At 69.1% G+C, this 26,053-nt stretch carries 26 protein-coding genes and 2 pseudogenes; 11 read left to right on the top strand and 17 right to left on the bottom strand.

Features of this window, described 5'->3' with window-relative positions; all coding sequences use genetic code 11:
* Nucleotides 1–10 precede the first annotated feature (10 nt).
* Nucleotides 11–1,630 (top strand): adenylate/guanylate cyclase domain-containing protein, encoded by a 1,620-nt coding sequence (locus TPAU_RS03885; protein WP_013125463.1) that lies wholly within the window; start codon nt 11–13, stop codon nt 1,628–1,630.
* Here the strand turns inward: TPAU_RS03885 and TPAU_RS03880 are convergent.
* The 4 genes and pseudogenes from TPAU_RS03880 to TPAU_RS03865 form a co-directional block, all read right to left on the bottom strand.
* Nucleotides 1,531–2,061 (bottom strand): GNAT family N-acetyltransferase, encoded by a 531-nt coding sequence (locus tag TPAU_RS03880; protein WP_013125462.1) that lies wholly within the window; start codon nt 2,059–2,061, stop codon nt 1,531–1,533. The two genes, TPAU_RS03885 and TPAU_RS03880, sit on opposite strands and share 100 nt — an antisense overlap.
* Nucleotides 2,061–3,125, bottom strand: a complete 1,065-nt coding sequence (locus TPAU_RS03875) for an MBL fold metallo-hydrolase (protein WP_013125461.1) — start codon at nt 3,123–3,125, stop codon at nt 2,061–2,063. Before TPAU_RS03875 ends, TPAU_RS03880 begins: the two co-directional genes overlap by 1 nt.
* Before the next feature lie 79 nt (nt 3,126–3,204).
* Nucleotides 3,205–3,549, bottom strand: a pseudogene (locus TPAU_RS03870) (RNA-binding S4 domain-containing protein); the annotation flags it as partial.
* A 5-nt stretch (nt 3,550–3,554) separates the two neighbouring features.
* On the bottom strand, nt 3,555–3,767 hold the full coding sequence (locus TPAU_RS03865; protein WP_013125459.1) for a hypothetical protein: 213 nt from the start codon (nt 3,765–3,767) through the stop codon (nt 3,555–3,557).
* A gap of 39 nt (nt 3,768–3,806) precedes the next feature.
* Between TPAU_RS03865 and TPAU_RS03860 the strand changes: the two genes are divergently transcribed.
* From TPAU_RS03860 to TPAU_RS03850, 3 genes are read left to right on the top strand one after another with little or no spacing between them, the layout of a single operon-like run.
* Nucleotides 3,807–4,259 (top strand): SixA phosphatase family protein, encoded by a 453-nt coding sequence (locus TPAU_RS03860; protein WP_013125458.1) that lies wholly within the window; start codon nt 3,807–3,809, stop codon nt 4,257–4,259.
* Nucleotides 4,260–4,269: 10 nt separating this feature from the next.
* Nucleotides 4,270–4,701: a SixA phosphatase family protein gene (locus TPAU_RS03855; protein ID WP_013125457.1), complete on the top strand. Its 432-nt coding sequence runs from the start codon at nt 4,270–4,272 to the stop codon at nt 4,699–4,701.
* A gap of 10 nt (nt 4,702–4,711) precedes the next feature.
* On the top strand, nt 4,712–6,352 hold the full coding sequence (locus TPAU_RS03850) for a dihydroxyacetone kinase family protein (protein WP_013125456.1): 1,641 nt from the start codon (nt 4,712–4,714) through the stop codon (nt 6,350–6,352).
* A 50-nt stretch (nt 6,353–6,402) separates the two neighbouring features.
* Here TPAU_RS03850 and TPAU_RS03845 read toward each other — a convergent pair whose 3' ends face one another.
* Entirely contained in the window at nt 6,403–7,314 is a 912-nt protein-coding gene (locus TPAU_RS03845; protein ID WP_013125455.1) for an alpha/beta hydrolase, read from the bottom strand.
* Between the two features lie 148 nt (nt 7,315–7,462).
* Here TPAU_RS03845 and TPAU_RS03840 point away from each other — a divergent pair, with 148 nt between their 5' ends.
* The 3 genes from TPAU_RS03840 to TPAU_RS03830 all read left to right on the top strand — a co-directional run bounded on the left by TPAU_RS03840 (nt 7,463) and on the right by TPAU_RS03830 (nt 10,064).
* Entirely contained in the window at nt 7,463–8,326 is an 864-nt protein-coding gene (locus TPAU_RS03840) for a helix-turn-helix domain-containing protein (protein ID WP_013125454.1), read from the top strand.
* 10 nt (nt 8,327–8,336) lie between these two features.
* Nucleotides 8,337–8,711, top strand: coding sequence for a DUF2255 family protein (locus TPAU_RS03835; protein ID WP_013125453.1), 375 nt, complete (start codon nt 8,337–8,339; stop codon nt 8,709–8,711).
* A 174-nt stretch (nt 8,712–8,885) separates the two neighbouring features.
* The gene (locus TPAU_RS03830) at nt 8,886–10,064 is read left to right on the top strand and encodes a thiolase family protein (RefSeq protein ID WP_013125452.1); all 1,179 of its coding nucleotides are present in this window, start codon (nt 8,886–8,888) and stop codon (nt 10,062–10,064) included.
* Nucleotides 10,065–10,068: 4 nt separating this feature from the next.
* Here TPAU_RS03830 and TPAU_RS03825 read toward each other — a convergent pair whose 3' ends face one another.
* The 3 genes from TPAU_RS03825 to TPAU_RS03815 form a co-directional block, all read right to left on the bottom strand.
* A complete protein-coding gene (locus TPAU_RS03825; RefSeq protein WP_147291054.1) occupies nt 10,069–11,493 on the bottom strand; it encodes an acyltransferase in 1,425 nt (474 codons plus the stop codon).
* Nucleotides 11,494–11,612: 119 nt separating this feature from the next.
* Entirely contained in the window at nt 11,613–12,344 is a 732-nt protein-coding gene (locus tag TPAU_RS03820) for an SDR family oxidoreductase (protein WP_013125450.1), read from the bottom strand.
* Complete coding sequence (locus TPAU_RS03815; protein WP_013125449.1) at nt 12,341–13,693, bottom strand: MFS transporter; 1,353 nt, start codon at nt 13,691–13,693, stop codon at nt 12,341–12,343. The genes TPAU_RS03820 and TPAU_RS03815 overlap by 4 nt, the downstream gene beginning before the upstream one ends.
* Before the next feature lie 122 nt (nt 13,694–13,815).
* Between TPAU_RS03815 and TPAU_RS03810 the strand changes: the two genes are divergently transcribed.
* Together TPAU_RS03810 and TPAU_RS03805 are read left to right on the top strand one after the other, a co-directional pair.
* A complete protein-coding gene (locus TPAU_RS03810) occupies nt 13,816–14,715 on the top strand; it encodes a LysR family transcriptional regulator (RefSeq protein ID WP_013125448.1) in 900 nt (299 codons plus the stop codon).
* 69 nt (nt 14,716–14,784) lie between these two features.
* Nucleotides 14,785–18,030 (top strand): DEAD/DEAH box helicase, encoded by a 3,246-nt coding sequence (locus tag TPAU_RS03805; protein WP_013125447.1) that lies wholly within the window; start codon nt 14,785–14,787, stop codon nt 18,028–18,030.
* 34 nt (nt 18,031–18,064) lie between these two features.
* Here the strand turns inward: TPAU_RS03805 and TPAU_RS03800 are convergent, their stop codons facing one another.
* The 3 genes and pseudogenes from TPAU_RS03800 to TPAU_RS03790 all read right to left on the bottom strand — a co-directional run bounded on the left by TPAU_RS03800 (nt 18,065) and on the right by TPAU_RS03790 (nt 19,613).
* The gene (locus TPAU_RS03800; RefSeq protein WP_013125446.1) at nt 18,065–18,571 is read right to left on the bottom strand and encodes a GNAT family N-acetyltransferase; all 507 of its coding nucleotides are present in this window, start codon (nt 18,569–18,571) and stop codon (nt 18,065–18,067) included.
* Between the two features lie 47 nt (nt 18,572–18,618).
* A complete protein-coding gene (locus TPAU_RS03795; RefSeq protein ID WP_013125445.1) occupies nt 18,619–18,993 on the bottom strand; it encodes a VOC family protein in 375 nt (124 codons plus the stop codon).
* A gap of 41 nt (nt 18,994–19,034) precedes the next feature.
* Nucleotides 19,035–19,613, bottom strand: a pseudogene (locus tag TPAU_RS03790) (TIGR03086 family metal-binding protein).
* Between the two features lie 62 nt (nt 19,614–19,675).
* On the opposite strand from TPAU_RS03790, the gene TPAU_RS03785 reads away from it, so the two are divergent.
* Nucleotides 19,676–20,587 carry a helix-turn-helix transcriptional regulator gene (locus TPAU_RS03785; protein ID WP_013125444.1) on the top strand — a complete coding sequence of 304 codons (912 nt, stop codon included), beginning with the start codon at nt 19,676–19,678 and terminating at the stop codon, nt 20,585–20,587.
* Nucleotides 20,588–20,596: 9 nt separating this feature from the next.
* Here the strand turns inward: TPAU_RS03785 and TPAU_RS03780 are convergent, their stop codons facing one another.
* On the bottom strand, nt 20,597–20,935 hold the full coding sequence (locus TPAU_RS03780; RefSeq protein ID WP_013125443.1) for a hypothetical protein: 339 nt from the start codon (nt 20,933–20,935) through the stop codon (nt 20,597–20,599).
* A 67-nt stretch (nt 20,936–21,002) separates the two neighbouring features.
* Between TPAU_RS03780 and TPAU_RS03775 the strand changes: the two genes are divergently transcribed.
* The gene (locus tag TPAU_RS03775) at nt 21,003–21,374 is read left to right on the top strand and encodes a YccF domain-containing protein (protein ID WP_013125442.1); all 372 of its coding nucleotides are present in this window, start codon (nt 21,003–21,005) and stop codon (nt 21,372–21,374) included.
* Here TPAU_RS03775 and TPAU_RS03770 read toward each other — a convergent pair.
* Genes TPAU_RS03770 through TPAU_RS03750 form a run of 5 tightly spaced genes read right to left on the bottom strand, consistent with a single transcriptional unit; the run spans nt 21,371 to nt 26,004 of the window.
* Entirely contained in the window at nt 21,371–22,090 is a 720-nt protein-coding gene (locus TPAU_RS03770; protein ID WP_013125441.1) for a FadR/GntR family transcriptional regulator, read from the bottom strand. The genes TPAU_RS03775 and TPAU_RS03770 overlap by 4 nt on opposite strands.
* 35 nt (nt 22,091–22,125) lie before the next feature.
* The gene (locus tag TPAU_RS03765) at nt 22,126–23,091 is read right to left on the bottom strand and encodes an aldo/keto reductase (RefSeq protein ID WP_013125440.1); all 966 of its coding nucleotides are present in this window, start codon (nt 23,089–23,091) and stop codon (nt 22,126–22,128) included.
* Entirely contained in the window at nt 23,088–23,849 is a 762-nt protein-coding gene (locus tag TPAU_RS03760) for an SDR family NAD(P)-dependent oxidoreductase (RefSeq protein ID WP_013125439.1), read from the bottom strand. Before TPAU_RS03760 ends, TPAU_RS03765 begins: the two co-directional genes overlap by 4 nt.
* Nucleotides 23,846–25,153 (bottom strand): enolase C-terminal domain-like protein, encoded by a 1,308-nt coding sequence (locus TPAU_RS03755; protein WP_013125438.1) that lies wholly within the window; start codon nt 25,151–25,153, stop codon nt 23,846–23,848. Before TPAU_RS03755 ends, TPAU_RS03760 begins: the two co-directional genes overlap by 4 nt.
* Entirely contained in the window at nt 25,153–26,004 is an 852-nt protein-coding gene (locus TPAU_RS03750) for a fumarylacetoacetate hydrolase family protein (protein WP_013125437.1), read from the bottom strand. Before TPAU_RS03750 ends, TPAU_RS03755 begins: the two co-directional genes overlap by 1 nt.
* Nucleotides 26,005–26,053: the final 49 nt, after the last annotated feature.

The following is a 26,053-nucleotide window of genomic DNA, read 5'->3' as shown; positions in this document are numbered from 1 at the left end:
TTTCTGGTCTATGAAGTTGCCGCGGCTGCGCGCCGACTACGGGTCGATCCTCCTCGGTTCCACCGACGAGAGTTCCCGGCTGACGCGGCTGCGCGTGCAGCTCGTGATCACGGTCGGCGTGATCGTGGCCAACCTGATCGGGGTGGGGCTCGCGATCGCGCTGGCCGTGGTCGGCATCCCGGAGCCCCCCATCCCGTGGGACGCGTGGTGGATGAACTTCCTCGTGGTGCCGCTGTACATCGGTATCGCGTTCGTCCTCGGCGCCACCATCGGCACGGTCCGGATCGTGCAGTCGCTGCGCTGGTCCATCCGGCGCGAAGAGCCGACTGCGGCCCAGGCGAAAGCCGCACTCACCGCGCCCTGGCGACTCACCGCGCTGCAGGCGGTGCTGTGGGCCGGTGGCACCGTGATCATGACGGTCGGCTACGGCTCCATCGACCCCGAACTGATCCCGAAGATCGCCCTCGTGACCGGGCTCAGCGGCGTCGTAGTGTGCGCGATCTCGTATCAGATCACCGAATTCGCACTGCGTCCCGCGGCAGCACAGGCCCTGGAAGCGGGCTTCCGCGCCCCGCGCCGGGGGCGGCTCCGGATGCGGGCCGCCACCGCCTGGGCCATCGGCTCGGGGGTCCCCATCCTGGGGATCGTGCTGGTGGCGGCCTTCGGCACCTTTCGCGACGACACCACCAAGCTGGACATCTTCGTCGCCGTCGCCGCTCTCGGCGCGATCGCACTGCTCACCGGCCCGCTGCTCACGCTGCTCAACACCGACACACTGGTGGCACCACTGCGGGTGCTGGGCAACGCGATCCGCAAGGTGCGCGACGGCGAGACCGATGTGACGGTGCGCATCTTCGACGGCTCCGATATGGGCGAACTGCAGGCCGGGTTCAACGCGATGACGGCCGGGCTCGCCGAGCGAGAACGCCTGCGCGACCTGTTCGGCCGCCACGTGGGCCGGGAGGTCGCCGATGCCGCGCTCGGGCTCGGTGTCCAACTCGGCGGCTCCGAGCAACTGGTGTCGGTCGTCTTCGTCGATATCGTCGGTTCGACCACGCTCGCCCGGCAGAAACCCGCCACCGAAGTAGTGGAACTGCTCAATCGGTTCTTCGAGGTGATCGTGACCGAGGTGGAAGCGAACGACGGGCTGGTCAACAAGTTCGAGGGCGACGCAGTGCTCGCCGTGTTCGGCGCCCCGCTCCCCCACCCCGACCCTGCGGGCGGTGCCCTCCGTGCCGCCCGGGGCATCGCCGCGCGGCTCCCGGCCGCGGTTCCGGATCTGACGGCCGGGATCGGTGTCTCGCACGGCACCGTGGTGGCGGGCAACGTCGGCGCGATCGAGCGCTACGAATACACCGTGATCGGCGATCCGGTGAACGAGTCCGCCCGGTTGTCCGAGGTGGCCAAACGCGACACGTCCCTCCCCGTGGCCGCCGAGGCCGCGATCGTCGCCGCCCGCGAATCCGAATCGCAGCACTGGGTTTTCACCGACGCCGTCACCCTGCGTGGCCGGGACGTGCCGACGAGGCTCTACGCTCCCGGGTCGAGCACCAGCACATCGTCGATGAACGTGGTCGATCCGACGGTGAAGGGCTTCTCCCCGGCGAGCACGAATCCCGATTTGGCGTAGAACCGCTTGGCGCGCCGGTTGTCCCGGTTCACGTTCAGCCACACCCCGGCGGTGCCGGCCGTCGCGGCGTCGGCGCGGACCGCGGCCAGGAGTGCCCCGGCGATCGGGCCGCCGTGACCGTCCGGGGCGACGTACAGCTTCGACAGATAGGACGAGCGCCGCTCGCGCCACTGCACCGGCCCCTCCGCGTGGATACCGTGCAGCAGCAACGCGTAACCGACGGGACCATCGGCACCGTCGACCACGAGGACCCGATGATCGGCGGCGGCGAGGTGCTCGGCGAACCGCTGCTCGCTGAGCTGGGCGGCGATGAACGCGTCGATGTGCTCCCGGTCGAGTTCGGGCGGGCAGGCCAACGGGAAGGTGCGAGCGGCGAGCAACGCGACCGCGGCGGCCTCGGCGGGCACCGCGGACCGGACCTCCGGAGACATCACCTGCGCGTCCTGTCCGGACGGGGCGCGCCCACACCCGGCACAGCGGGCACGTAACGGCGTACGCCGGCCTCGGCGGTGAGGGTCGCGTCGCCGCGCTCGACCAGCACCACGAGGTGAGCACGGATCTCGCCGACCGCGATCATCCGGTGTTCGACCGGCAACTCGTCGAGCGTGAGCCGCCTGCGGGTCCACCGCATCGATCCGGCGATCGCGAAGGCGGAGTCGAGACCGTCGGCGAGCAACTCGCGTACTTCGGCGAGCCGCTCCTCGTGGTGCGCGATCAACTCGCGCACCCGCTCATGCGTTCCGGGCAGCACCTCGCCGTGGGCGGGCAGTAACGCACCGTCGGCGAGCCCGAGGGTGGCGTCGAGCGAGGCGAGGAAGGAGCTGAGCGGCGAATCCTCCGGCGACCACTCGAATCCGATCGACGGCGTGATTCGCGGCAGCACATGATCGCCGGTGATCAGTGAGCCGGATGCGGTGTGCCGCAAGATGATGTGGCCACGGGTGTGGCCGGGTGTTGCGATCACGTCGAGTGCGCCGTCGGCGAGATCGATGCGGTCGCCGTGGTCGAGCCAGCCGTCGGGGGCGGCCATCCGGGTGGATCCCTCCACATTCGGCACGCCGCTTCCGGCGATCCCGTCGGCGAGCTCGTGCGCGCCCTCCTCACGCAGTTGCGCCACCTGGACCGGGAAACGGACGGGTGCCTCCCGCGAGTAGTCCAGGATGCTGGGCGCCTCGCCGCGACCGATGAGTACCGGAGTACCGCGGGTGCCGCTCCACGTGCAACCCTGCGAGTAGTGGTCGCCGTGGTGGTGGGTGGCCACGGTGACCGCGATGTCGTCGAGGCCGTACCCGAGCTCAGCGAGGCCCCGGGTCACGGCCCGCTCGTTCTCCTCGGTGGCCCACCCCGGGTCGACGAGAACCAGGCCCTGCGGCCCGGCGGCAAGATAGGCGTTCACGGCGACGAGGCCCGTGATCGGCAGCGGAAGCGGCAGTCGGTAGAGCCCGGGGGCCACCTCGTGCGGGCCCGCCTCGGTCCAGCTCACAACGTCCGTCATCTGCGCCACCACCCGCTCCCGTAGGTCTTCTCAGCTCTACCAGATTCGGACGCGGACGGAGAAATCGGGCCTAGCGGCCCAGCAGCCGATCCGTCTCGCGGCGCTCACGTTTCGTCGGCCGCCCGGCGCCACGATCGCGCTGCGGCATCGACAGCACGATCTCCCGCGGCGGCGGGGGCGGGCTGTGGTCGAGGTAGCACGTAGCGGCGATCGGCGCGCCCACCCGCTTGGGGATCAGGGTGGCGACCTCGACGATCCGTTCCCGGCCACCGAGCCGCAGCCGCACCTCGTCGCCCACGACGATGTGCTGCGCCGGTTTCGCGGTGGCTCCGTTGACTCGCACGTGGCCGCCTCGACACGCCGTGGCCGCGGCCGACCGGGTCTTGGTCAGTCGCACCGCCCACAGCCAGGCGTCGACCCGCATCGCGCCTAGCGCTTACGCAGCAGCCGCGAGACGCCGACCGCGCCGAGTACGCCGAACGCGACGAGCAGCAACAGGCCCAGCCCCGCGCCGCCGAGCACCCATCCGGCCACCACGATGATCGCCGCCGGGGCCGCCATCGCGGCGACCATTCCCGGATGCTGCTTGACGACCTCCAGCGCAGCCTGCTTGCGCGCCGGGTCCAGCTCTTTTCCAGCCATGCCACCAATGTACCGGCACATATCGGGCAGGATGGGGCCATGACGGTGCTGGCGCTGATGCGACACGGCGAGGCCGCGATGTCGGTGCCCGACGGCGCTCGCCCGATCACGCCCACCGGCCACGATCAGGCGCTGCATTCGGCGAACTGGTTGCGCGGCCAGGGACTCGTCCCCGACCAGGCGCTGGTCTCGGCGGCGCGGCGCACCGTCGAAACCTTCCGCGCCACCGGGTTCGCGTGCGCGATGTCGGCCACCGAGGCGCTGTACGAGTGCCGCGGGCAGGATGTGCTGGACGAAGTGAACGGCGTCCCCGGCGATATCGCAGTCCTGCTCGTGGTGGGCCACTTCCCCGGCCTGCCCGAAGCCGTGAGCCTGCTCGACCCCACCGCGGAGCCGACCGGGTTCGAGCCCGGCACGGTGGTGCTGCTCGACCTCGACGACGGGCCCGTGACGCCCGGTTCGGGCCGGTTGCGCGGCGCCTTCACCCCGTAGGATGCCCGCTATGGCCTCACTGATCCTGCTGCGGCACGGCAAATCCGCCTACCCGGACAAGGTGCGCGATCACGACCGGCCGTTGGCGCCGCGCGGGTTGCGGCAGGCCAAACTCGCCGGCACCGCGATCCGCCGTTACGGGCACACCGTCGATCTGGTGCTCTGCTCGACCGCGGAACGGGCCCGCGCCACGCTCGCGCAGGCGGAGGTCGCCGCGCCCGTGCGGTACATCGAAGACCTGTACGGGGCGTCCGGCGAGGAGATCCTCGCGATCGTCGACGCCGAGCGTGGAGACGCCGAAACAGTGCTGGTGGTGGGCCATGAGCCGGGGGTCGCGGACGCGGCGCAGTTGCTCGATCCCACCTTCACTCTGACCAAATTCCCGACCTCCGCCTTTGCGGTTGTCGAGGATGGCCACGCAGAGCTGCACATCCCTCGCTAACGTCGAGGGCGTGACCGTACGCGCGCAGTTCGAGAATTCATCGCAGACACTCTTCACCGATGGGCTGCGGGGCCTTCTCGCCGCCCACCCCGATGCCGTCTGGCATCCACAGGGGTTCGTCGCGCGGCGCACGCCACGCAGCGGCGGCGTGGCGCTGGTCTCGGGCGGCGGTTCGGGGCACGAGCCGATGCACGCCGGCTTCGTGGGGGCCGGCATGCTCGACGCCGCCTGCCCGGGCCTCGTGTTCACGTCCCCGAATGCGGTGCAGATCGCTGCGGCCACCCGGGCCGTGGACACCGGAGCCGGTGTGCTGCACATCGTGAAGAACTACACCGGCGACGTGATGAACTTCGCGGTGGCGCGGCGACTGGTGAGTGCCGAGGACGACGGCGCGCCCGCCGTCGAGACCGATGTGGTGCTCGTCGCCGACGATGTGGCCACCGAGGACACCAAGGGGCCCGGACGCCGCGGCACCGGAGCGACGATCGTGGTCGAGAAGATCTGCGGCGCCGCAGCCGATGAGGGTCGGCCGCTGAGCGAGGTCGCGGCGGTCGGCCGCAGCGTCGCCGAGACCGCGCGCTCGATGGCCGTCTCGTTCTCCGCGTGCACTGTGCCCGGCGCCACGGAACCGTCGTTCGAGCTGGACCCCGGGCAGATGGCCGTGGGCGTCGGCATCCACGGCGAGCGCGCCCGCGACGAGCGCGATGCGGTACCCGCGAAGGAGCTGGTGGCACACCTGCTCGACCGCATCCTGCCCGGCACCGGCGTGCAGTCCGGCGGCCGGGCACTGGTCGTGGTGAACAACCTCGGCGGCGTCAGCGACCTGGAACTGGGCGTGCTGTTCTCCGAGGCCGCCGAGCAACTCGCGGCGCGCGGCATCGAGGTGGCCCGCTCGTTGGTCGGCCGGTTCGTGACGGCGCTCGACATGGCAGGCGCCTCGCTGACAGTGGTCCCGCTCGACGATGCGCTGATCCGGCTGTGGGACGCGCCGACCTCGGCCCCCGGCTGGCCGCACGCGGCCACGGCACCGTCGACCGTGCCGGAGCTGAGCACCGAGCGACCCGACGATTCCGCCGACGACGGCGAACCCAACGCCTGGGTCTCCGCCTTCGTCGAGCGGGTGCAGGGCGCCGTCGATGAGCTGACCGAGCTGGACCGCAAGGCCGGCGACGGCGACTTCGGCACCAACATGGAGGCCGCGCTCGGACACTACCCGATTCCGTTGCGCGGCAACGATGGTGACGTTCTGGAAGCCGTCGCCACCTCGTACCTGGTGCGGGCGGGCGGCACCTCAGGCGCCGTCTTCGGCACTTTCTTCACCGAGCTGGGCCGCGCCTTGGAGGCGGCGCCCGGAACCCCCGGGTTCGTGACGGGCGTCCGGGCGGGACTGACTGCGGTGCAGGAGCTGGGCGGAGCACAGGTGGGCGACAAAACCGTGGTGGACGCCCTCTCCCCCGCCGCCGATGTGCTCGACGCCGGCGGCTCACTCACCGAGGCCGCCGAGGCTGCGGCGCAGGGCGTGGAGGCCACGGCCGGCAGCGTCGCCTCGCGCGGACGGGCCTCCTACCTCGGCGACACCGTCAAGGGCGTCCCGGACCCCGGTGCCCTGGTGATGTCCTGGCTGTTCGAGGCCGCCGCGCAACACCTGTAGATGGCGCGATCACCCCGGCCGCGCGGCCGGGGTGATCGACAGGGGTGGGCTCAGCCCAGGTGCGTCCGGAAGAAGGGGGCGGCCTCGGCGACGGCGCGGGCGACGTACTCGGGACCGTCATAGAAGTCCATGTGCGCGGCACCGTCGACGATGATGAGCTTTTTCTCGCTGCGCGCGCGGGCGTGCAGCTCGGTCGAGTGCCACAGCGAACCGGCCTCGCTCCCCGCGATGATCAGCACGGGCTGGGTCAGCAGGTCCTCCACCAGCGCGAAGGCATCGAAGCCCAGGATGCGCGGGATCGACTGCGCGAACAGGTACTTGTTCTGCGCATTCGGGTGCTGCGCCCGCGGCGTCAGGTAGTAGTCCGAAGCCTCGGCCATATCGCGGGGCACCTCGGGGGTGATCTCCGCGGGCACGTACGGCAGGGTCGCGGCGTCACCACCGGTGGTGGCCTCGACGGTCCGCTGGCCCGAGGCACCGTCGCGGGTGGGCACCGCATCGGAGTCCTTGCCCGCGCCATCCCAGCCCTTGCGCCAGGCGGAGCCGATGTTCACCGCCGAGACGGTGCCCACGGCCTTGATCCGCGCATCCACCTTGGTGGCCGCCACGGCGTAACCGCCACCGGCGCACACGCCCCAGGAGCCGATCCGCTCGGCGTCGACGTAGTCGAGCGACTGCAGGTAATCGACCGCGGCACTGATGTCCGCGACCCGGGCTGCCGGGTCCTCGAGGAAGTGCGGCTCGCCGCCGGACTCGCCCTGGAACGAGGCGTCGTAGGCGAGGGCGACGAAACCCTCCTCGGCCAGCTTGCCCGCGTACAGGCCGGCGGTCTGCTCCTTGACGCCACCACCGGGGTGCACGACCACGAGGGCCGGGTAGGACTTCGCGGCGTCGAACCCGGCGGGCAGGTAGAGCTCGCCGGCCATGGTGATGCCGTTGTTGGGGAACGTGACTGCGGTCATGGGTTCTCTCCTTCGATCGGTGTCCGAGCTGTCGTGCTCGGCTAGTGAGTTCCACTATGCGCGGACCCGCGGCCCCCCGACAGAGGCCTGTTATCGGGGGGACTGCGAGCACCTGTCAGGGCGCCGCAGACGTGCGTAACCTGCAGATATGGAGATCGCGAAGGAGATCAAGGACTTCCTCACCACCCGGCGGGCCCGCATCACTCCTGATGTCGTCGGCCTTCCGGTAAGCGGGAGGCGGCGCGTGCCTGGGCTGCGCCGCGAGGAGGTCGCGATGCTCGCCGGCGTCAGCGCCGAGTACTACATCCAGATCGAACGCGGCCGCGTGGCGGGCGTATCCGACGAGGTGCTGCTCGCCATCGCCCGGGCGCTCCGCCTCGACGATGTGGAGACCGACCACTTCCTCGCCCTCGCGCGCGCGGCGTCCAGCAGGCCGAACCGCCGGCCCGCGCGGCCGCGGGCCGTGGTCAGCCCGGCGCTGCAGTCCATCCTCGATTCGATGGTCACGGTGCCTGCGGTCGTACTGGCGCCGAACCTCGACGTGGTCGCCGGCAATGCCCTGGGCCTGGCGCTCTACGCGCCGACGGGCGGGCCCGTGGGGAAGTGGAACGTGGCGCGGTTCCTATTCCTGGATCCGAAGGCGGACCACGCCTTCCCGACGTGGAACACCGCCGCCGACGATGCCGTGGCGCTCCTGCGCGGCGCGGCCGCGGCCGACCCGAACGCGAAATCGCTGACCGCCCTCGTCGGCGAACTCTCCACCGCCAGCGCAGAATTCCGCACCAAATGGGCGGCACACCGCATCGTCGCCCATCGCCGCGGCCGCAAGCAGTTCCGCCACGACGAGGTCGGCGGCCTGGAACTCGCCTTCGAGGCCCTCGACATCGCCGGCTCCGGCGGCCTCACCCTGTACGCCTTCCCACCCGAACCGGCCTCCCCCGCAGCCGATGCACTGCGGCTGCTGTCCTCCCTCGTCGCCGACCGACCAGCGACCGTCCTCGAACACCACTAGGAGATCCACCATGCCCCTCGACACCACCCTCACCGACGCCCTCGGCACCACCCAGGAGATCGAGATCAGCAGCTACCGCAAGGACGGCACCCTGCGCCACTGGGTGCCGATCTGGACCGTCCGGGTCGGCGACGACATCTACATCCGCTCGGCCTTCGGCGTCGACGGCGGCTGGTACAAGTGGGCCAAGATCAAGGGCATCGGCCGCGTCCGCATCGGCGGCATGGAAGCCGACGTGGCCCTGATCCCCGACACCACCGATGACGTCCAGCAGCAGGTGGACGCAGGCTTCGAGACCAAGTACCCCAACGGCGGTGCGGCGACCCGCACCATGGTGACCGAGCCCGCGCGCTCGGCGACGGTCCGCTTGGCGCCGGCCGCCTGACCACTCGCCCGGGGCCCGGTACCCAGCGGGACGGGCGCTTCACACATTCCGCCCATGCAGAATAGTGATTAACTTATACTCCAGGGAAGACCACCGCCACCTTCGGCGATGCGTCGGGCTTCCGGTGTTGTCAACGATCACGCCGGGGCCCTCCGACTGGAGAGGATCAAGTCCATGACCGAAGCAGTGATCGTCGACGTCGTCCGCACGGCATCCGGCAAGGGCAAGCCCGGCGGGGCGCTGCACGGCGTGCACCCGTCCGACCTGCTGGCCGGCCTGATCCGCACGCTCGTCGAGACCAACGAGCTCGACCCCGCCCTCATCGACGACGTGATCGCGGGCTGCGTGCACCAGGTGGGCGACCAGGCCCTCAACATCGCTCGGATCGCCGCACTCACGGCGGGTTTACCGGTATCGGTACCGGGCACCACCATCGACCGGCAGTGCGGCTCGTCGCAGCAGGCAGCGCATTTCGCCGCGCAGGGCGTGATCGCCGGGGCGTACGACATCGTGATCGCGGGCGGCGTGGAATCGATGAGCCGCGTCCCCATGGGGTCCACCTCGGTGGGCGGCGCCCCGATGGCAACCCTCGCCACCCGCTTCCCGAACCTGCCGCATCAGGGCATCGGCGCCGAGCTGATGGCCACGCGATGGAAGCTCGACCGGGAGACGCTGGACCGGTACGCGGCGGATTCGCACGCCCGCGCCGTCGCGACCCGCGAGGCCGGCGGCTTCGACACCGAGATCGTGCCCGTCACCCTGCCCGACGGTGCCGTGCACACGGTCGACGAGACGGTGCGCGCCACGACCACCGCCGAGGGCCTCTCCGGACTCCGACCCGCTTTCGAGGACCCGCAGTGGGCGCAGCAGTATCCCGAGATCACCGCATGGTCGATCACCCCGGGCAACTCGTCGCCGCTCACCGACGGTGCCTCGGCCGCGCTCATCATGAGCGCGGAGAAGGCGGCGGCACTGGGGCTCACGCCGCGTGCCCGCTTCCACAGCTTCGCGGTGGTGGGCTCCGATCCCGAGATCATGCTGAGCGGCCCGATCCCCGCCACGCACAAGGTGCTCGACCGCGCGGGGCTGTCCATCTCCGATATTGACGCCTTCGAGGTGAACGAGGCCTTCGCCTCGGTACCGCTCGCGTGGTCGGCCGAGTTCGACGTGGATCCGGCGAAGCTGAACCCGCGCGGCGGCGCCATCGCGCTCGGCCACCCGCTGGGCGCCTCGGGCACCCGCCTGCTCACCACGCTGGTGAACCACCTGGAGGCCACCGGAGGTCGGTACGGGCTGCAAACGATGTGCGAGGGCAACGGCATGGCCAACGCCACCATCATCGAACGGATCTAGCGGATCACTCCGCCTTCGCGACCGGCCGCGCCCCCGCGGGGCCGGCGAACACCGTGCGGCCGAGCGGCTGCCACAGCAGCAGCACGGCACCGAAGAAGATCGCCGAGGCGCCGGCGGGAACGTCGAGCGGCCAGAAAGCGATCGCGCCGGCGATCACCATCGCCGCGCCGATCAACAGCGAGTTCTTCTGGCCCTGCTGCGCCATCGGGATCATCTTCCGGCCGGTGGTGAACAGGCTGACCGGGGTGCGGCGCAGCACCTCCGAGATTCCGACCGTGAGGAAGCAGGTGACGATGAAGGTGATCACCGTGACGATCGGCGCATAGACCTCGAACCGGAACCGCTGAATGGTGGGCGCCAGCTCCTGCAATGCGAAGCCGTGCACCAGGAAGATGCCGAACGAGCGGTCCGAGGCGGTCTTGAGGAACCGGTCCCAGAACGAGCCGGGAGTGCGCCGCTCCGACCAGATCGTGCCGGCGGCGTACAGCGCCATGATGATCAGCACGAACATCGCGGCGTAGAACGGGCGGAAGACGTTGGCCGCGGTGACCGGGAACATGCCGTCATCGACGAGTCCCAGGTAGTACATGACCGAGACGCCGATGCTGACGCCGGCCGCGGCGATCACCCAGCCGCGGAACCGGGACATGAACTTCTTCACGCCGGGCAGGTGCATCGCGGCGACACAACCGAGCAGAGTGAAGAACTGGTACGGGATGAACGTGGCGGGCAGATGGTTCCACAGCTTCGCCAACAGCCCGTAGTTGAAGATCTCGGGGCGCACGTTCGTCATGTACTGCAGCAGCACCAGATGGAACGCGAGGCTCGCTGCGAGGAGGTACTTGTGGTAGCCCCAGCTCCAACGCAAGAACTTCAGCAGGAACGGGAACAACAGGTACACCTGCAGCGTCACGAACACGAAGTAGAGGTGATACCAGGCATCGCCGGTGAGCAGGTCGTAGCCGAGCACCTTGAAGGCGGTCTTGGTCGAGTCCCAGGTCTCGAAGGTGCGCCAGATGTTGCTGAAGGCCGGGGGCCACATGATGTACATGTGGTACAGCCAGTAGAAGACGGTCCACACCACGAACGGCAGACCAACGGCCTTGTACCGCTTGCGCCAGAATTCCAGCGGCTTCAGTTCGCGGTCCTTGTACTGGTAGACCAGTACGAATCCGGTGAGCGCGAAGAACGCATTGCGGGTGTAGTGGAACACCGTCTGCACCGCGTTCGAGGCCACGTTGGTCGGGAAGGTGGTGCCGGAGACGCAGTGATCGAAGATCACGCCCGCGAACGTGACGATGCGCACGATGTCGAGCTGGTAGAGGTGCCCGCCTTTGGACCTACTGGGGACGTAACCACGTCGCCTGCGCGATGTCGCTGCCTCCGTCTCCGGTTCGACGCCATCGCTCATGGTTCGGTCCACGCTCACTGAGTTGAATCCCTAATACAGCCAGTTACACCTGGTCACAGATCCTTCGTACCGTAGCCGGTGGGTCTGCAAGGGTCCAACTCGGCACGCACCCTCGCAGTCGATTGCCAGGTACGTACTCAGTTCGCGGTCCAGCCGCCGTCCATCGCGTACGACGCACCGGTCACCATCGCCGCCGCGGGGCCGCACAACCACGACACCAGGCCCGCGACCTCGTCGGGCTCGATGAGCCGCTTGATCGCGGGCCGGGCCAGGAAGACCTCGTCGGTGACCTGCTGCTCGGTGATGCCATGCGCGAGGGCCTGTTCGGCGATCTGCGTGGCAACGAGAGCGGTGCGGACGTAGCCGGGGTTCACGCAGTTGCTGGTGACACCGTGCGGCCCACCCTCCAGTGCGGTCACCTTCGACAGGCCCTCGACGCCGTGCTTGGCGGCCACGTAGGCGGCTTTGTATTTCGAGGCCCGCAGCCCGTGCACCGAGGAGACGTGCACGATCCGGCCGAAGCCGCGCTCGTACATCGCGGGCAGGGCGGCCCGGGTCAACAGGAACGGAGCCTCGAGCATCAGCGTGGTGATCCGACGGAACCACCCGGGATCGAACTCCTCGATCGGCGCGACGTGCTGCACACCGGCGTTGTTGACCAGGATGTCCACATCGAGCGTGAGCCCGGCGAGCGCATCCGTGTCGGTGAGGTCGAGTTCGAGGTGATCGCCGCCGATCTCCCGGGCCAGCCCGGCAGCGGCCGGACCGTCCCGATCGACGACGGTGACCGTGGCACCGTCGGCGGCGAGGCGCCGCGCGATCGCCGCGCCGATCCCGGCCGCCCCGCCGGTGACGAACGCTCGGGTCATGCGGGGATCCGCTCATCGTCGCGGGAGCGCCGGTCCTGCTCGTCGACCGAGGCCAGGCTGATACCGCGGGTCTCGCGGACGAACACCACCGCCAGGGCGGTGATACCGCACGCGATGGCGAGGTACACCGCGATCGGCACCGACGAGTCGAAGCTCTTGAGCAGCTTGGTCGCGATGATCGGGGCGAGCGAGCCGGCCACCACCGAGGTGACCTGAGCGGCCAAGGAGACCCCCGAGTACCGCATCCGGGTGGGGAAGGATTCGGCCATGATGGCGGGCTGCGGCGCGTACATCAGCGCGTGGAACATCAGGCCGAGCGTGACGGCGAGGACCACCATCGCGGGATGACCGGTGTCGAACATCCGGAAGGCGAAGAAGCCCCAGGAGGCGGCGAGTACTGCACCCGCGAAGTACACCGGACGCCGCCCGACCACATCGGTGAGGGCACCGGCCAGCGGCATCACGATCAGGTGCACCACGTGCGCGATCAGCAGCCAGGTGAGGATCGAGCTGGTGTCCATCTTCACCACGGTCTTGAGATAGGTGATCGAGAACGTGACCACCAGGTAGTAGAAGATGTTCTCGCCGAATCGCAGGCCCATCGCGGAGAACACGCCACGCGGGTAGCGCCGCAGCACCTCGACCACGCCGTAGGACACCGCGCGCTCGCGCTCGATCTCCTGCTGTGCCTGCTTGAACAGCGGCGACTCGTCGACCTGGGTGCGGATGTAATAGCCCACCAACACGATGCCCGCCGAGAGCCAGAACGCGATGCGCCAGCCCCAACTGAGGAAGTCGGCATCGGAGAGCGTGTTGGTGAGCACCAGCAGAACGATGGTGGCGGCCAGGTTGCCGCCCGGCACGCCCGCCTGCGGCCATGAGGCCCAATAGCCTCGGGACTTGTCGGGGCATTGCTCGGCGACGAGCAGGACGGCGCCGCCCCACTCGCCACCCACGGCGAAGCCCTGGAGGAAGCGCAGCAGCACCAGCAGGGCGGGCGCCCAGTAGCCGATCTGATCGAAGGTGGGGAGACAGCCCATGAGGAACGTGGCCACGCCGATCAGCAGGATCGACACCTGCAGCAGTGTCTTCCGTCCGATCTTGTCACCCAGGTGGCCGAAGACGATGCCGCCGATCGGGCGGGCCGCGAAGCCGACCGCGTAGGTGATGAAGGCGGCGATGATCGCGTCGTACTCGCTGGCGCCCTGCGGGAAGAAGATCTTGTTGAAGACCACCGTGGCCGCGATGCCGTAGAGGAAGAACTCGTACCACTCGACGACGGTCCCGGCCATCGACGCGGCGACGATCTTCCGCAGACTGCTCGGTCGCTCCAGTTCGGTATGCGCCATCACTGCTCCTCGTTTCTCAGGTCACAATGAGCCATCGGATGTGATGCAGATCATGACTCGGGAAGTATGGGTGCATAGAATTGCAGACACAATGACCACCACCGCCCACCGAATCTGCATTGATGCACACGCCTGAGGCGAGCGCCGACGGCCTGCTCACCTTGCTCGCCGTGGCGCGGACCGGTCGCTACACCGCGGCCGCCGATCTGCTGGGCATCAACCACACCACGGCCTCGCGGCGGGTCGCCGCCTTGGAGCACGCGCTCGGCGGCCCCCTCCTGGCCCGTGGGCCGAGCGGCTGGGAACTCACGGACCTGGGTCGCACCGCGGTCGGGGCCGCCGAGCGGATCGAGTCCACCCTGCTCGGGCTCCACGCCGACACCGACGGCGATCTGCACGGCACGGTGCGGATCGCGGCGACGGACGGTTTCAGCGCGCGGGTGGTAGCGCCCGCGATCGCGGAGCTCGGCCGGATGCATCCGCGACTGTCGGTCGACCTGCTGACGGTGACCCGGCGCGCACCGTCGACCCGGTCCGGGGTGGACATCGAGGTGGTGGTCGGACGGCCGAGCACCTATCGCGTGGGGCCGACGTTGTTGGCCCCGTACCGGTTGGGGCTCTACGGTTCCGAGGACTTCCTCGCCGCCACCGGAATGCCGCGCACTCGCGCCGATCTCGGCGGCCGGCCGCTGGTCTACTTCATCGAGTCGATGCTCACCGTCGACGATCTCGACCAGGCCCGCGTGGTGGTACCGGAGATGTCGGACCGGCTCAGCTCCACCAACGTGTTGGTGCACGTCGAAGCCACCCGCGCGGGCGCCGGCCTGGGGCTGCTCCCCTGCTTCCTCGCCGATACCCACGCCGACCTCGTACGAGTGCTGCCCGGCGAGGTCCGCGTGGAGTTGGAGTACTGGATGGTGGTGCGTCCCGAGGCCGCGCGGCGGCGCGAGGTCGCCGCCGTCGCGGACGCTCTGCGCGCCCGAGCCGACGCGATGCGCGACGCACTTCTCGGCGCGCACTGAAATCGTCTCCCCTGGAGACCGTCGCGGCTGCCGCCCCTCAGCGTTTGGCGGTAGACTGTCCGCTTGACCATGAGCGCATCGACTACCAGTGGCGGCCCCTCGTTCACGCCCGAGGACCTGACCGGATTCTTCGGCGCACCGACGGTGCGGCGGGCCGGCGAGTACGTGGGCACCGGCCTCATCGGCGACTTGGAGTGGGACGACGAGAAGCGGCTGGTGACCGGTGTCGTCGCCGGGACGCGCGAGTACGACGCCCGGGTGTGGATCGAACCCTCCGGCGGCGGCTGGCGCCCCGTCCGGAGCCTGTGCACCTGTCCGGTGGCACTCAACTGCAAGCACGGCGCCGCACTGTTGCTCGAACTGACCGCGGAAGACGTCGAAGAGTCCGCCGTCGAGCAGCCCGATCCGTGGGAGCGACAGCTCGAGGCATTGCTACCCGACAAGCCACGCAGCGTGGCGACGGTACCGGTGGCATTGCAGTTCGACGTCGATGAGCGCGGCGTGACCACCGGGCAGCGGCTTCAGGTGCGCCTGGCCACGCCCGGGATGCGCGACGGCAGCTGGGTCGCCGGCGATGTCCGCTGGCGCACCATCTCGTCCGCACCGCGCGTGGCGCCCGCGCAACGTGAGGTACTGACCCCGCTGGCCCAGTTGGTGCTGTGGAACCTGTACGGCGTGGATGCCTGGGCCGATCTCGGAATGATCGACACCCCCTTGCTGTGGGACCAACTCCGCGCCGTCCGCGATGCCGGGGTCCCGCTGCTGACCAAACGTCCGCGCGGCACGGTGATGCTGGCGCCCCCTACCCGGCTGGGCCTGGTGGCGCGCCCCGAGACGGGCGGAGTGGAACTCGATCGCGAGATCGACTTCGGCGACGGTCCGCGACGGTTCACCGGCGGCCTGCTGGGTGCACATCGTGCGCTCGGCGTGTTCCAACAGGACGGTGACGAGTTGCGTATCGCGCCACTCGATCCCCCGCTCTCGCCGGCCCACACCACGGCGCTGCGCCGGTTCACGCCGGTCCGGGTGCCCGCAGAAGCCGTCCCCCAGCTCCGGGAGAAGTACCTGCCGTATCTCACCGCGGTGGCGCCGGTACGCGATCCGGAGCGGCTGGTCGGCGAGATCGAGGTCCTCGGACCCGAGTTGGTGTGCACCGCACGGTATTACCCCGAGGCCGGCGAACTCGAGGTGGACTGGAAATGGCGGTACAGCGTGGGCGGCGAGGCCCGCGATTACGCCGTGGGCTCCGAACCGGCCGGTATCGCGGATTCCATGGGGCAGCAGCGGATCACTCGCGCGATGGCAGGTGCGCTGCGTGAGGCGCAGGTCACCGTCGACCACTCCCAGGGCTTCTACCGCGGCACCGAGGCCGCGGTGTGGCTGGCCGAAGCGGCACCGGTGCTGCGGACCGTGCCCGGGGTGATCGTGGAAGTCACCGACGATCCCGGGTTCCGTTGGTCGGAATCGGCTGCGACCGTGTCGGTCCGGGTGCGCGGCGAGGACTCCGAATCGCCGTCGATGGACTGGTTCGACCTTGAGGTGGCCGTGGAGGTGGACGGCGAGGAGGTGCCCTTCCGTGATGTCTTCACCGCGGTGGCGGGCGGCCTCGATACCATCGTCACCCCGGGCGGGGTGCTCGCCCGGATCGACGGTGAGCGGTTCGACCGGCTACGCGAGCTGATCGGAGAGGCCCGCGAGCTGCCGGCCCGCGGCGCCCGACGCGGCGCCCGCGGCACCGGCGCAGATGAGCGGGATGGATTGCGGATCAGCAGATTCCAGGCGGGACTGGTCGACGACCTCGCTGATCTCGCGGACTCCACCGACTTCGACGGCGATTGGAGCCGCCGGGTAGGGGCGCTCACCGCCGGCGACCTGGCGCGACAGGAGACCCCGTCCACCCTGCGCGCCGAGCTGCGGCCGTACCAGCGCGACGGCCTGGATTGGCTCTCCTTCCTGTGGGACAACGATTTCGGCGGAATCCTTGCCGACGACATGGGCCTGGGAAAGACCGTGCAGACGCTGGCGCTGATCTGCCGCGCGCACGAGAACGCCGAACCGGACGTACTGGGCTCACCAGGTCCGTTCCTGGTGGTGGCTCCGACTTCCGTGGTGGGCAACTGGGCGGCGGAGTGCCGCCGGTTCGCGCCGCACCTGACGGTGGCCGCGGTCGCCGAGACTTCCCGCAAGTCGGGCGCCTCGATCAGTTCCGTGGTGGCGGGCGCCGACGTGGTGCTCACCTCGTACACTCTGCTCCGCCTCGACGCCGAGGAGTACGCGGCGGTGCGATGGGCGGGCGTCATCCTGGACGAGGCGCAGTTCGTGAAGAACCCGCGCTCGAAGGCTTTCGCGGCGGTGTCGCTGCTGGATCGGCGGTTTACGCTGGCCGTGACCGGTACGCCGATGGAGAATCATCTGGAAGAACTGTGGGCGCTCACCGCGCTCACCGTGCCCGGGCTGTTCCCGGGCCGCACCTGGTTCGCGGAGGAGTATCGCCGCCCCATCGAGCGTGGTGGCGACGATGACCGACTGGCCCGGCTACGCCGACGGGTGCGGCCGTTCATGTTGCGGCGCACCAAGGATCTGGTGGCCAAGGACCTGCCGGAGAAGACCGAATCCGTGGTACAGGTACAGCTCAGCGACGAACACCGGCACACCTACGACCGCATCCTGGCCGACCAGCGCGCCAAGCTGCTGGGCCTACTCGATGACTTCGACGGCAACCGGTTCGAGATCCTGCGCTCGCTGACCATGCTGCGGCGCCTCGCGCTCGACCCGTCGCTGGTCGACGAGGAACTGGCCGTCGAAGACGTCGCCAAGCTCGACTACCTCGCGGAGAAGCTCGATGAGCTGCTGGAGGAGAAACATGCGGTGCTGGTGTTCAGCCAGTTCACCGGGTTCCTACGCAAGGCCGCAGAGCGGCTCGATGAAGAGGGCGTGGAGTACGCCTACCTGGACGGGTCCACGACCGACCGGGCTGCGGCGATCGAGAAGTTCACCTCGGGCGAGGTGCAGGTGTTCCTGATCTCGCTCAAGGCCGGTGGTTTCGGCCTGAACCTGGTGCAGGCCGACTACTGCTTCCTCCTGGATCCGTGGTGGAATCCCGCGGCCGAGGCACAGGCGATCGACCGCGCGCACCGCATCGGACAGACCCGCAGCGTGATGGTTTACCGCCTGGTTTCCGCGGGCACCATCGAGGACAAGGTGATGGAGCTCAAGGAGCGCAAAGCCGCGCTCTTCGAGTCCGTGGTGGGCGGCGAGGGTGGATTCGACGCCAGGCTGGCGGCCTCCGATATCCGCGCACTGTTCGAGGACTGATCTCGGCGCCGCCACCAATCCCCTCCGCAGCGACTCAATCCGGCCCGACAGGCAACCGCCACTGCCACAACGGGCCGTCGGCGGAGTCGATGGCCGCGCCGATCTGCCGGAAGCCCAACGCACGGAGCACCCCGGTCGACGGGGACTCCGCGGCCACCGTGTGGGCGTTGATCCGTGCCACCCCCGCCGCAGTGGCCTTGGCGACCAGTGCACGGGCGGCGGCCTTCGCATAACCGCGGCCGCGGAACGCGGGGGCGATCTCGTAGCCGATCTCGACCGTGCCGTCGGACGGTGGTCCGTGGTATCCACCCGAACCGACGAGTTCACCCGCCGCGGAGAAGAACAGGTGCATCGACCAGTCGGCGGCGAACCCGGGCTCGCGAGCGGCGGCCAGCGTGTGCTCGATCGCTTCGGGGAACTCGGGCCATCCGTCCGGGATCGCCGACCCGGTGATCCGTTCGAACTCGCCGCGATCGCGCAGCAACGTCTGCAGCAGTGCCGCAGTCACCGGGGTCATCGAAACAGTCGCGCTCGTCGTCATGGGTCGAGCATCCCGCGGGCGGTCGTGGCGGGCAACCGGTTTCCGGATCAGGCGGCGGTGAGGGCCTCCAGGACGTGGCCGTCGGGCGACGGGAAGTAGACGCCGCGGCCACCGAAGCGGTGGTTGATCTCGCCCGCGCCGCCACCGTCGGGCTCGGCGTGGAAGGCCAGTCCTCGCTCCGTGATCCGCGCGAAGATCTCGTCGAACTCCTGCTCGGAGACGAGGAAGGCGTAGTGCTGCGGGTGGATCGGCGCCGGCCTGGTCATCACGTCGAGCGCCACGTCGTTGGAGAGACGGACCTGGTGGAAATGCCCGCCGCCGATGTCGACGGGATCCTCGAGACCGAGCACTTCGGTCAGGAAGCGCGCGGTCTCGAGGTTGTCGGTGGCGGCGACGATGGTGTGGTTCAGTTCGATGCTCATTCCTCGACGCTAGAACCTCACCCTCGCTTCATGTCAACGGTTCAGCCGATCAGCCGGCCGTGCCCGCTCCAGTTCGCGAGGCGCTCGGTGGGACCTGCGCCCTCGCAGGGTTCGATGACGGGGCCGAAGGGGACCTCGCCACCGCGATAGTCCGCGGGGAGCGCGGTTTTCATCACCGCGAGTACACCTTCGGGGAGCGCGGGGTCCGGGAACTCGACGGACTGCCCGGTGGCCACGGCGAGGTCCCAGCCGTGCACCAGGGTTTCGTTGATGTACATGCCGAGTGCGGCGAAGCCCGGCACCACGCCCTAGGGCACCGTGACCTCACGGTCAAGCGGCGCGCTCTCCCAGGCGGCGAGAGCGCGATCGCGCACCGCGGCGTACGTGACGGCGTCGTGGTCATCGGCCCGGAACGGCTGACCCTCGACGGTGGCGACGGTGGCGAGCGCCTCGGCGCGGATCACGACCGCGATGAGATGCTCGGCAAGGGCCCGGACATCGAAGTCCTCGCACGGGGTGGGTAGATCGAGCTGGTCGGGTGCGACGGCCGCGAGGAGGCTGTGCACCCAGGCGGTGGCGGCGGCGTACGCGGGGCGGGGATCAGTGGCTGTATCGGTCATGGCACGCAGTCAACCCGGCAAATATGACACCTACTGTCATCTTTATCTGAGAGAGTTTTCCCGTGCGTGCCGACCGCCTCCTCTCGCTGCTCATGCTGTTACGACACCGTGGCACCATGACGGCCGCACAGATCGCGGAGGAATTGGAGGTTTCCACCCGAACCGTGCTGCGGGACGTCGAGGCACTGTCGACCGCCGGCATTCCCGTCTATACCGACCGGGGTCGCGGCGGGGGGATCAGCCTGCTCCCCGGCTACCGCACCGATCTCACGGGACTCACCCTCGACGAGGCGAAGGCGCTGCTCGCCGGGGCACCGCTGTCTCCCGCCTTCGCCAGTGCGATGCGCAAGGTGGCGGCGGCGCTCCCCGAGCCGCACCGCCGTGAGGCCGCGGCTGCCGCCCAGCGGATCCACGTGCGTCCGGACGGCTTCGCCCGCGCCCCCGAACCCGACCCGCACCTGGGCGAATTGCAACGCGCCGTCATCGACGGACTGCGGGTGCGCGCCGTCTACCGGCCCCGCGGAGGCGCCGCCACGGAGCGGACTCTGGACCCCGTCGGACTCGTTCACGCGGGCCAGGCCTGGTACCTGATGGCCTTGCGCGACGGGGCTCGCCGGACCTATCGCACCTCGCGGTTCTCGTCGGTGACGGTGCTCGCCGAGCCGGCGCGGCGAGCCGCGGACGTGGATCTCGCCGCCGAGTTCGAGGAGTCGCGCGCGTCGTTCCGCACCGGGCACGAGGCGGTTCGCATCGACCTGCGGGCAGACGAGTACGGGTGGATGAAGCTGTCCTCGTTCGGGACGATGGTCACGCCGCCCGGGCCCGACGGTGTCGGCACCCTCGCGTTCCGGGACCGCGGCCAGGCGATATGGACTCTCTGGTCCGCCCTGCCGAACATCACCGTGCTCGGTCCGCCCGGCATCATCGACGCTCTACGCACCAAGGCAGCCGATGCGGTGCGGGCGCTGCAGTGACGCCGCCGGTCAGCGGAGCGCGACCTTCAGGCCGACGGAGCCATCATCGGAGCGGACCGCTACGGCGTGGCCGGTGCGGTCACCGTCGGGGAAGTGCAGTGTGAGGTCGCCGCCCTCGCCGAGGAAGTTGCGCCACCACTGCTTCTGGTCGGGCATCGCGACGCCGATCACCACCTCATCGCCCGTGCGCTGGTAGGCGATGGGGAGGGAGAACTGCTTGCCCGACTTCCGGCCGGTATAGCTGACGGTGACCATGCTCTTCCCCAGAGCCGGGCCGATCACGGGCAGGGACAGCAGTGGAGTGAAAGCCGCGTTGAAGACCTTGGCGGTGCGCTGGAAGAGGTTCATACGCCCAGGCTACGCAGCGACGACCACGGTGCCGAAGGATTTTTCCCGGACTGGGCATACTGGAAGCATGAAGACGATCCTGAACATCATCTGGCTGGTGTTCTGCGGATTCTGGATGGCTGTGGGCTACGCGATCGCCGGAATCATCTGCTGCCTGTTGATCGTGACGATCCCGTTCGGCCTCGCGTCTTTCCGGATCGCCAACTACGCGCTGTGGCCCTTCGGTCGTACCGTGGTCGACCGCCCGGATGCCGGCGCCGCATCGCTGCTCGGCAATATCATCTGGCTGCTGGTCGCCGGTATCTGGCTGGCCATCGGTCACATACTCACCGGCATTGCGCTGTGCCTGACCATCATCGGCATCCCGATGGCCATCGCGAACTTCAAGATGATCCGGCTCTCACTGATGCCGCTCGGATCGGAGATCGTGCCGGTCTAGGCCCCGGCCGTGCCCGCGGCCATCGCGCGCCGCACGAAGCCCTCGACACCGGCGATGTGCACCGTCGCACACGCGCACGCCACGTCGGCCTGCCCCGCCACCAGAGCGTCGAAGATCTGCCGGTGCTCGGCGACGGTTCGTGCGCGCGCATCGGTGTCGTCGTAACCCCGCCAGATCCGAGCCCGCAACGTGGGCGCCGACAGCCCCGAGATCAGGGCGCGCAGAACCGGATTACCGGAGGCGTCCGCGATAGTTTGGTGGAACAGGATGTCTTGCTGCACCAAGGTTTCCACCGATGCATCCGGCCCGCCCAACGCGAGCGTCTCCTCCAGGACGGCCAGTTTCTCATCCGTGATCCGGTGCGTGGCCATGGCGGTGGCCGCCGGCTCCAGGATGCGCCGCACCTCGAAGAAGTGCAGTACCGAATCCTCCTGCTGGAAGTCGACGACGAAGCCCATGGTGTCGAGCAGCAGAGTGGGTTCGAGGCTCGTGACGTACGTACCGTCGCCCTGCCGCACGTCCAGGATGCGCAGCATCGCGAGGGCGCGGATCGCTTCGCGCAGCGAATTGCGCGAGAGCCCGAGACGGGCCGCGAGGTCGGCCTCGCGCGGCAGCCGGCTGCCCGCAGGCAGCTCGCCGTCGGTGATCATGGCCTTGAGCTTGAGGATCGCGTCATCGGTACGCGATATCCGCCCGGCGCCGTCGTTGGTCGACATCGGTCAATGGTACCGGCGCTGCCGACGGATCGACCTCACAACGCGGCGTCGAGGTCGGACCACAGGGCTTCCGGTGGCGGCGTCCACAGCAAGTCGAGATCGGTGCGAACTTCCTCCTCTGACCGCATCCCGAGTAGCACCGTGCGTACGGCGGGGTGCCGCAGCGGGAAGTGCACAGCGGCGTGCGGCAGGGTGGTGCCATGATCACGGCAGACCGCGGCGAGGCGGCGCGCACGGTCGAGTGCACTCAGCGTGGCCGGCGCGTAGTCGTAGGTCGCTCCGGGCTGCGGGTCCGCCGACGCGCTGATACCGGAGTTGAACACTCCACCGACCGCGACCGACACATCGCGCTGCACACAGGCCGGGAGCAGATCCTGCGCCGCACCGCGGTCGAGCACCGTGTACCGCCCGGCGATCAGGACGGTGTCCATATCGGTCTCGCGTACGAACCGGGTGAGCATCTCCGATTGATTCATACCGGCGCCGTACGAGGAGATCACGCCCTGGCTGCGGAGTTCGTCGAGTGCCGGGAAGGCACCGTTCATCGCCTCGACAAAGTGCTCGTCGGGATCGTGCACGTACACCACATCGATACGGTCCCGGCCCAATCGCATCAGGCTGTCCTCGATCGAGCGGAACACCCCATCGCGACTGAAGTCCCACACCCGCTCCACATCGGCCGCGACCGCGAATCCCTGTGAGTCCGGTGCAGCGGGACCGCTCGCGGGCCGCAACACCCGTCCCACCTTCGTCGAGATCACCACGCTCGCATGCTCATCCAGCGCCGCCCCGAGCCTGCGCTCGGACAGTCCGAGACCGTAATGCGGCGCGGTGTCGAAGTAGCTGATTCCGGCATCCAGCGCGGCACGCACGGCGTCGGTGGCCTCCGCATCGTCGACCTCGGCGTAGAGATTGCCGATCGCCGCCGCACCGAAGGACAACCGGGCCACGCGTAGGCCGCCGCGCCCGAACGCCCGGTCCGCGGTGAGCGCCGCGGTCACCGCTTCGCCGGGAGTCGGAGGCCACTCATCCCGCCGTCGACGGCGAGCGAGGTTCCAGTGGTGGCCGATGCCGCCGGACCCAGCAGGTAGCAGATCGCTCCCGCCACTTCGGCATCCGTGACCAGCCGACCCGTGGGCTGGCGCTGGCGAAGTTGCTCGGCCTCGGCCTCGGGATCGGCGGCCGACTCCAACAGTCTGCGCACCCACGGCGTGTCGACGGTCCCGGGGTTCACGCAGTTGAACCGGATACCCTCTCGCACATGGTCAGCCGCCATCGCGCGCGTCATCGCCTCGATGGCACCCTTGGACGCGCTGTAGAGCACCCGGCCGGGAAGCCCTGCGGTCGCGGCGATCGAACAGGTGTTGACCACGGCGGGGGTCGCGGATCGACGCAGGTGTTCGAGTGCAGCACGGGTCATCCGGACGGTACCGAGAACGTTGACCTCGAGCACACGCCGCCACTCGTCCAACGTTCCGGCCTCGACGGTCCCCTGCGCTCCGATACCGGCATTGTTGACCAGTCCGTCTACGCCGCCCAGGGTTTCGGCCGCGGTCGCCACCGCGACGGCGACCGATTCGTCGTCGCCGACGTCACAGCTGATGCCGACCGATCCCGCTGGCGCTTCGCCCGGCTGCACGTCGATTACCGCGACGGTCGCTCCGCGTGCCATCAGTTCCTCCGCCGTCCGACGTCCGATGCCCGAGGCGCCGCCCGTCACGATCGCCCGGAATCCGGTGAATTCGTCTCCGCCGCTCATGGTGCCTCCTTCCAGGCTTCTCCGTCGGGGAAGCCGTACCGCGTGAGGGACTTCGCGTGCATCTGGGCCGAGAAGCCCGGCGCCGACGGCGCGGCGTACGCCCCGTCGACGATCCGCACCGGGTCCAGGAAGTGCTCATGCAGATGGTCGACGTACTCGATGTTCCGGTCGGCGAGAGTGCCGGAAACCGCGACGTAGTCGAACATCGCGAGGTGCTGCACCAGTTCGCACAGCCCCACGCCACCCGCGTGCGGGCACACCGGAATGCCGAATTTGGCGGCCAGCAGCAGGATCGCGATGTTCTCGTTGACCCCGGCCACACGGGTGGAATCGAGCTGAAGCACATCGATCGCCTCAGCCTGCAGCAACTGCTTGACCAGCACCCGGCTGTGCGCATGCTCGCCGGTGGCGATCCGCACGGGTGAGACCCGTCGCCGGATCGCGGAGTGCGCGAGCACATCATCCGGCGCCGTGGGTTCCTCCACCCACCACGGATCGAAAGGGGCCAGCCGCTCGATCGCGTCGACCGCCTCGCGAACGTCCCAACGCTGGTTCGCATCGACCGCGATCCGGATACCGTCGCCCACCACGGACCGCGCCAGAGCGAAGCGGCGGATATCGTCGTCGATATCGGCGCCCACCTTGAGCTTGATCTGGGTGAAGCCCTGTGCCACCGCCTCTTTCGCGAGATGCTCCAGCTTCTCGTCGGAGTATCCGAGCCAGCCCGGCGAGGTGGTGTATCCGGGATAGCCATGCTCCTGCAACGCGGCCGACCGCTGCGCACGCCCAGGTTCCGCGGCACGGAGCAACTCCAGCGCCTCGTCCGGGGTGAGCGCGTCCGTGAGGTACCGGAAATCGACCAGATCGACGATCTGCTCCGGGCTGAGTCCACCGAGCAACTGCCACAGCGGCATTCCTTCACGCTTGGCCCGGAGATCCCACAGGGCGTTCACGACTGCACCGATCGCCATGTGCATGACGCCCTTCTCGGGACCGAGCCAGCGCAGTTGTGCGTCGTAGACCAGTTCGCGCCACATTCCGCCGAGATCATCCAGGACGGCGTCCACATCGCGGCCGAGGACGTACCCCGACAGGGCCTCGATCGCGGCGCGCTGCACGTCGTTACCGCGGCCTATGGTGAACACGAAGCCGTGCCCCTCCAGACCATCAGCGGCGTCGGTCTCGAGCACCAGGTATGCCGCAGAGTAGTCGGGGTCGACGTTCATCGCATCGGATCCGTCGAGCTCCTTGGAGGTGGGGAATCGCACGTCCAGCGTCCGAAATCCGGTGAACTTCGCGGACATCAGGCCTCCCCGAGGACGGACCGGTGACCGCCGAGCACATCGACGTGGGTCTCGATCACATCGCCACGGCGCAGGTACGGCTTCGGATCGGGGTAACCGAAGGCGACGCCCGCCGGCGTACCGGTGTTGACCACGTCGCCGGGCTCCAGAACCATGAACTGGCTGAGGTAGCGCACGATCTCGCCGACCCCGAAGATCATCTGCGCCGTATTGGCCCGCTGCCGCACCTCGCCGTTGACGGTGAGCCGGATATCGAGCAGCTGCGGATCGGGGATCTCGTCGGCGGTCACCAATTCGGGGCCGAGCGGGTTGAAGGTCTCGCAGTTCTTGCCCTTGTCCCAGGTGCCGCCGCGGTTCATCTGGAAGTCCCGTTCGGACACGTCGTTGGAGACGGTGTACCCGGCCACACAGGCGAGTCCCTGCTCCGCACTGTCGAGATAGCGTGCGGTGCACCCGATCACGGCAGCGAGCTCTACCTCGTAGTCGGTGGCGACCGATCCGCGAGGTATCAACACGTCGTCGTACGGGCCCACGATCGTGGCCGATGTTTTGAGGAACATCACCGGCTCGGCGGGCTCGGCGTGCTGAGTCTCCTGCGCATGGGCGAGATAGTTCACGCCGATGCACACGATCTTGCCGGGGCGGGAAATCGGCGCACCGACTCGGAGCCCGGTCGGATCGACCTCAGGCAGCCCGCCGGCGGCGATCTCCGCAGCCAGGATCTCGCGCGCCGAACCGATCGTCGCGGGCCCGTATTCGGGTACGACGCCCGAGGCGTCGAGCCACCGTCCGTCTCCGGTGGAGACGATGGGGCGCTCCGCCCCCGCCTCGCCGACTCGTCGCAGTCTCATCGACTTCCTTTCACCCTCGGTCAGGACTCCGGGCGGCCGCCGGCCTTGC

Source organism: Tsukamurella paurometabola DSM 20162 (assembly GCF_000092225.1).
GTDB classification, from domain to species: Bacteria; Actinomycetota; Actinomycetes; order Mycobacteriales; family Mycobacteriaceae; genus Tsukamurella; species Tsukamurella paurometabola.
This window is presented reverse-complemented; position numbering and strand designations above follow the sequence as displayed.